Source organism: Streptomyces nanshensis, assembly GCF_001751255.1.
GTDB lineage: Bacteria > Actinomycetota > Actinomycetes > Streptomycetales > Streptomycetaceae > Streptomyces > Streptomyces nanshensis_A.
The window spans coordinates 325-4,675 of the sequence record NZ_LJGW01000120.1 but is presented as its reverse complement, the minus strand read 5'-3'; the positions used below and the strand labels follow the sequence as shown (position 1 = coordinate 4,675).

The window sequence follows — 4,351 nt, the reverse complement described above, 5'->3', positions numbered from 1 at the left end:
CGGGCGCGGTGAGCGGACCGGCGGGAGTGGTGCTGCTCGCGGTCGCGTTCGGCGTCTTCCAGTGGGCGATGGTCACGTGCGACGCGCTGCTCCAGGACCGCGTCACGGACCGTGCCCGCGCGACGGTCTCCTCCCTCTCCGGGTTCGGCGCGGAGGTGATCGGGGTGCTGCTGTGTGCGGGGTACGGCCTCGGCTCGCGGATCTGGGAGCACAGCACGCTCTTCGTGCTGGCGGCCGTCCCGTATCTGCTGATCGCGCTCGTCCTGCGGATCCGCGCGTTCCGGCACCGGAGGCGGACGCGGAGGACGCCGGGCGGAGGCCGCAGCGGGCCGTGAACCGCAGTGCCGGGCCGCGGGCGGGCACCATGTCCGATTCCCGCGAGTGGAGGCCCGGACGCGGACGCACACTGGGTGGCGTGACGACCGACGAGAGCAGGTACGAAGCGGTACGCAGCAGGGACGCGCGGTTCGACGGCGTGTTCTTCCTCGGCGTGCGCACCACCGGCATCTACTGCCGCCCGAGCTGTCCGGCGGTCACGCCGAAGCGGGAGAACGTCCGCTACTACCCCTCCGCCGCGGCGGCGCAGCGCGCGGGCTTCCGCGCCTGCCGCCGCTGCCGGCCGGACGCCGTACCGGGCTCGGCGGAGTGGGACGTGCGGGCGGACGTCGTCGGGCGCGCGATGCGCATGATCGGCGACGGTGTCGTGGACCGCGAGGGCGTCGCGGGCCTCGCGGTACGCCTCGGCTACAGCGCCCGGCAGGTGCAGCGCCAGCTCACGGCCGAACTCGGCGCCGGGCCCGTCGCGTTGGCGCGGGCACAGCGTGCGCACACGGCGCGGGTGCTGCTCCAGACGACGCCGCTGCCCGTCACGGAGATCGCGTTCGCGGCGGGCTTCGCGAGCGTAAGGCAGTTCAACGACACGATGCGCGAGATCTACGCCCGTACGCCCAGCGCACTGCGCGCGGCGGCGTCCCGGGGCGGCAACGGCCCGCGCACGCCGCGCAGTTCAGGCCCCTCCCGTCTCCCGTCCCGTCTCCCGTCCGACGCCCCGTCCGGGCCCGCGGGGGTGCCGCTGCGCCTCGCCTACCGCGGTCCGTACGCACACGACCAGGTCTTCGGCTTCCTGGAGCGGCGCGCTATCCCCGGCGTCGAGGAGGTGACGGGCGTGCCCGGCGCCCGTACCTACCGGCGGACGCTGCGGCTCCCGTACGGCACGGCCGTCGCGGAGGTCGACGAACGGCCGGGCGGCACCGGCACCCGCACCCGCACGGGCACCGGCACCGGCGGTCGCAACGGCCGCACCGGCGGCGGATGGCTGGACTGCCGCCTCCACCTCACCGATCTGCGCGATCTGACGACCGCCGTGCAGCGCGTGCGCCGCCTTTTCGACCTGGACGCGGATCCGTACGCCGTCGCCGAACGCCTCGGCGGCGACGCCGTCCTCCGTCCCCTCGTCGAGGCCGCGCCCGGCCTGCGCTCGCCCGGTACCCCCGACCCGCTCGAACTCGCCGTACGGGCCGTCCTCGGACAGCAGATCACCGTCGCGGGGGCCCGTACGCTCGCCGGGCGGCTGGTCGCCGCGTACGGCAAACCCCTTGCCTCGCCCGACGGTTCGCTCACCCGTCTCTTCCCCGACGCCGGAGCGCTCGCCTCCGCGCCGCTCGGCGAACTCGGCATGCCGGCCGCCCGCCGGGACACCCTGCGCACCGTCGCCGAGGCGGTCGCCGACGGCACCGTCGCCCTGGACCCGGGGGCCGACCGGGACGAAGCGGAACGGGCGCTGCGCGCACTGCGCGGCGTCGGCCCCTGGACGGCGGGCTATGTGCGGATGCGGGCGCTCGGCGACCCGGACGTCTTCCTCGGCGGGGACGCGGGCGTACGGCACGGGCTGGAGCTCGCGGGCGCCGGCGACGGTACGGGGGAGGGGAGCGGCGGTACGCGGCGGGCGGAGCGGTGGCGGCCGTGGCGCTCGTACGCCCTGCACCATCTGTGGCGGCTGGCGTCCCAAGGCGGGCGCTGAACTCGCCCGGCCCGCCGCCCGGTTCACGCCCGGCCGCTCGACATCCCGCCGCTCAGATCCCGTGGTTCACAGCCCACCGTTCACATTCCGCCGTTCACAGCCCGTCGAGGCCCCAGCTATGCACCCAGCGCGGGTGCACGCGGATCAGCTCGTCGCTCATCCCGGGGGCCAAGTCGTGCGGGCCGACGAGCAGTTCGGCCTCGCCGCGGATCTCCACACCGCGGACCGTCCACGGGTCCTGGCTGACCACCTCGTCGACGACGAGCGAGAGCCGCGGATTGGCGTGCAGATTGCGCCAGCGCTTGGTACGGCCGAGGTCGAAGCCGCCGGAGAGGATCGTGCCGTCGTCCTGGAGGAAGTAGCCGACGGGATTGACCTGCGGCTGCCCCGAGGGGTCGACGGTGGCCATCCGGCAGATCCGGTGGCCGGCGAGATAGGCGCGTTCGGTTGCGTCGAGTTCGCGTTCGCGGGTCGTGGCGCTCATGCCGGAAGACTCACACGCGCCGGGCGGCGGCGCATCGGGCGCCGGTCCGAACAGGTCCGCGGCCCAGGTCCGTCGTCGGCCGTACGGCGGAGGACGGACACGGCCGCCGTCCCCGTTTCTGTCTCCGCCCCGTCCCGTCCGGGAAGCGGAGCGGCGAGCGGTCATGCACGGGCCGAGGGCGGGGCAACAATAGGGGCATGACGCAGCAGGGGTGGCGGCGGGGTCCGCATTCCCGCCAACAGGACGACTGGTGGCAGCAGTTGTACGACCCGGGCTCACCCGACACGGGCAGCAGCCGCTCCGGGGACACCCTCGACGACCGGTACGCGTCCGTACGGCGCACCATGGGCCCCGCGACGGCGCCCGGCAGGGCGGCGGGCGGACGTACCGGAGGACGGGACGGACGGGACGAGCGCGGACGCGACGGACAGGGCGGGGGAGCGGCGCCGGAGGAGTCTGCTCCGCAGCCGCCGTCGGCCCCGTCCCCGGAGCCCGCCGACGCGGAGGTCTCCCAACCGGACGCGGACGCGTCCCCCGTGCCCGACGAGTCCCCCGTACGCGACGAGTCCCCCGTACGCGACGAGGACCCCGCAGCGGAGGGCGTCGCGCCCTCCGATCCGCGCACCCCCGGCGCGACGGCGGCCCGTGAGACCGCCCGTACCGCCGACTCCGATCCCGACGCCGACGACACGACCGGACGCACCGAACGTCCCCGGCGCCCGCACCGCCCCGAGCCCCAACTGACGGGCCCCGCACGGGAGAACGCCGACGCCGGACCGACCGTCCCGGACCCTTCCGGCTCCTCCCTGCGCCCCGGCCATGTCGGTGAGCGCCCCCCGACGTACGACGCCGAACCGGCCACCTTCCCCGCCGCCGACCCCTCGTCCCTGACCGAACTCGTCCCGGACACCGTGCTGGACGGCGCCCACTACGGCGGACTCACCCTGCGCGCCGCCTCGTTGCGCGGCGACTCCGCCCGCCACCGCGGTGCGCTGCGCCGTGACGCGCTGCTGACGGCGCGCTTCGGCTCGGGGGAGTCCGCGCTGCTGCTGGTGGCCGTCGCCGCCGGAGGGCGGGCCGCGACGGGCGGGCACCGGGCGGCGCGCGAGATCTGCCACTCCATCGGCGGCGCCGTGGGGCGCAGCCACGTCCGCCTCGCCGAGGACATACGCGCCGACCGGCGCGGCGATCTCAAGTACGGGCTTCAGCGGCTGACCGACCGCTGTTACGGCAAACTCCGGGCGCAGGCCGCCGCGTTGGGGATGCAGCCGGAGGAGTACACGGCGGATCTGCGCTGTCTGCTGCTCTCCGCCGACCCCCGCTGCCGTACGCGCGTCTTCTTCGGCGCCGGTGCCGGCGGGGTCTTCAGGCTGCGCTCCGGCGCGTGGCGCGACCTGGAGAACAGCCCGCGCACCGGATCGGACGGCCCGTCGGGCTCCGGCGGCGGGCCGGGCGCGGACCCCGCCGTGAACGAACTGGACGCGTCGGAGCTGGGCGACCCCGCCGCGCTCAGCGTCCCGGTACGCCACCGCGAGGCGGCCCAACAGCCGGACGCGACCGTGCAGTTGGGCACGCTCGGGCGGCGTCCGGCGCACGGAGAACCGTCCGCCGCCCCCTCGGGTACGGCGCCGTCCGGCGGTCCCGCCGGGCCGTCCAACGCTCCCGCCGGTGCGGGCGCGCCCCCGGTGCCGCCGCCCGCGCGTCCCGAGCCTTCGCCCTTCCGCTTCGTCGCGGCCGTCGCCCGGCCCGGCGACCGGATGCTGCTGTGCAGTCCGGGCCTGGCCGAACCGCTGTGCGCCGAGCCCGCGTTCGCCGAACGGCTCGCCCGGTCCTGGTCCGAGCGGGAG

3 protein-coding genes and 1 pseudogene are annotated in these 4,351 nt (G+C 76.1%); 3 read left to right on the top strand and 1 reads right to left on the bottom strand.

Going from position 1 to position 4,351, the window contains the following annotated elements:
• Both AN218_RS36475 and AN218_RS07015 read left to right on the top strand, forming a co-directional pair.
• Positions 1–335: pseudogene (locus AN218_RS36475) on the top strand (MFS transporter); the annotation flags it as partial.
• Positions 336–364: 29 nt separating this feature from the next.
• The gene (locus AN218_RS07015) at positions 365–2,020 is read left to right on the top strand and encodes a DNA-3-methyladenine glycosylase 2 family protein (protein WP_070015896.1); all 1,656 of its coding nucleotides are present in this window, start codon (positions 365–367) and stop codon (positions 2,018–2,020) included.
• A gap of 94 nt (positions 2,021–2,114) precedes the next feature.
• Here AN218_RS07015 and AN218_RS07010 read toward each other — a convergent pair whose 3' ends face one another.
• Positions 2,115–2,504, bottom strand: coding sequence for a PPOX class F420-dependent oxidoreductase (locus AN218_RS07010; protein ID WP_070015894.1), 390 nt, complete (start codon positions 2,502–2,504; stop codon positions 2,115–2,117).
• 197 nt (positions 2,505–2,701) lie between these two features.
• Here AN218_RS07010 and AN218_RS34240 point away from each other — a divergent pair.
• On the top strand, positions 2,702–4,351 hold a 1,650-nt coding region (locus AN218_RS34240), incomplete at its 3' end, for a protein phosphatase 2C domain-containing protein (protein ID WP_141747493.1).

What these genes read in the sequence shown, in the direction of transcription:
- AN218_RS07010 (WP_070015894.1), bottom strand. Translation starts at nt 2,504, where the DNA reads ATGAGCGCCACGACCCGCGAACGCGAACTCGACGCAACCGAACGCGCC.
- AN218_RS07015 (WP_070015896.1), top strand. Translation starts at nt 365, where the DNA reads ATGTCCGATTCCCGCGAGTGGAGGCCCGGACGCGGACGCACACTGGGT.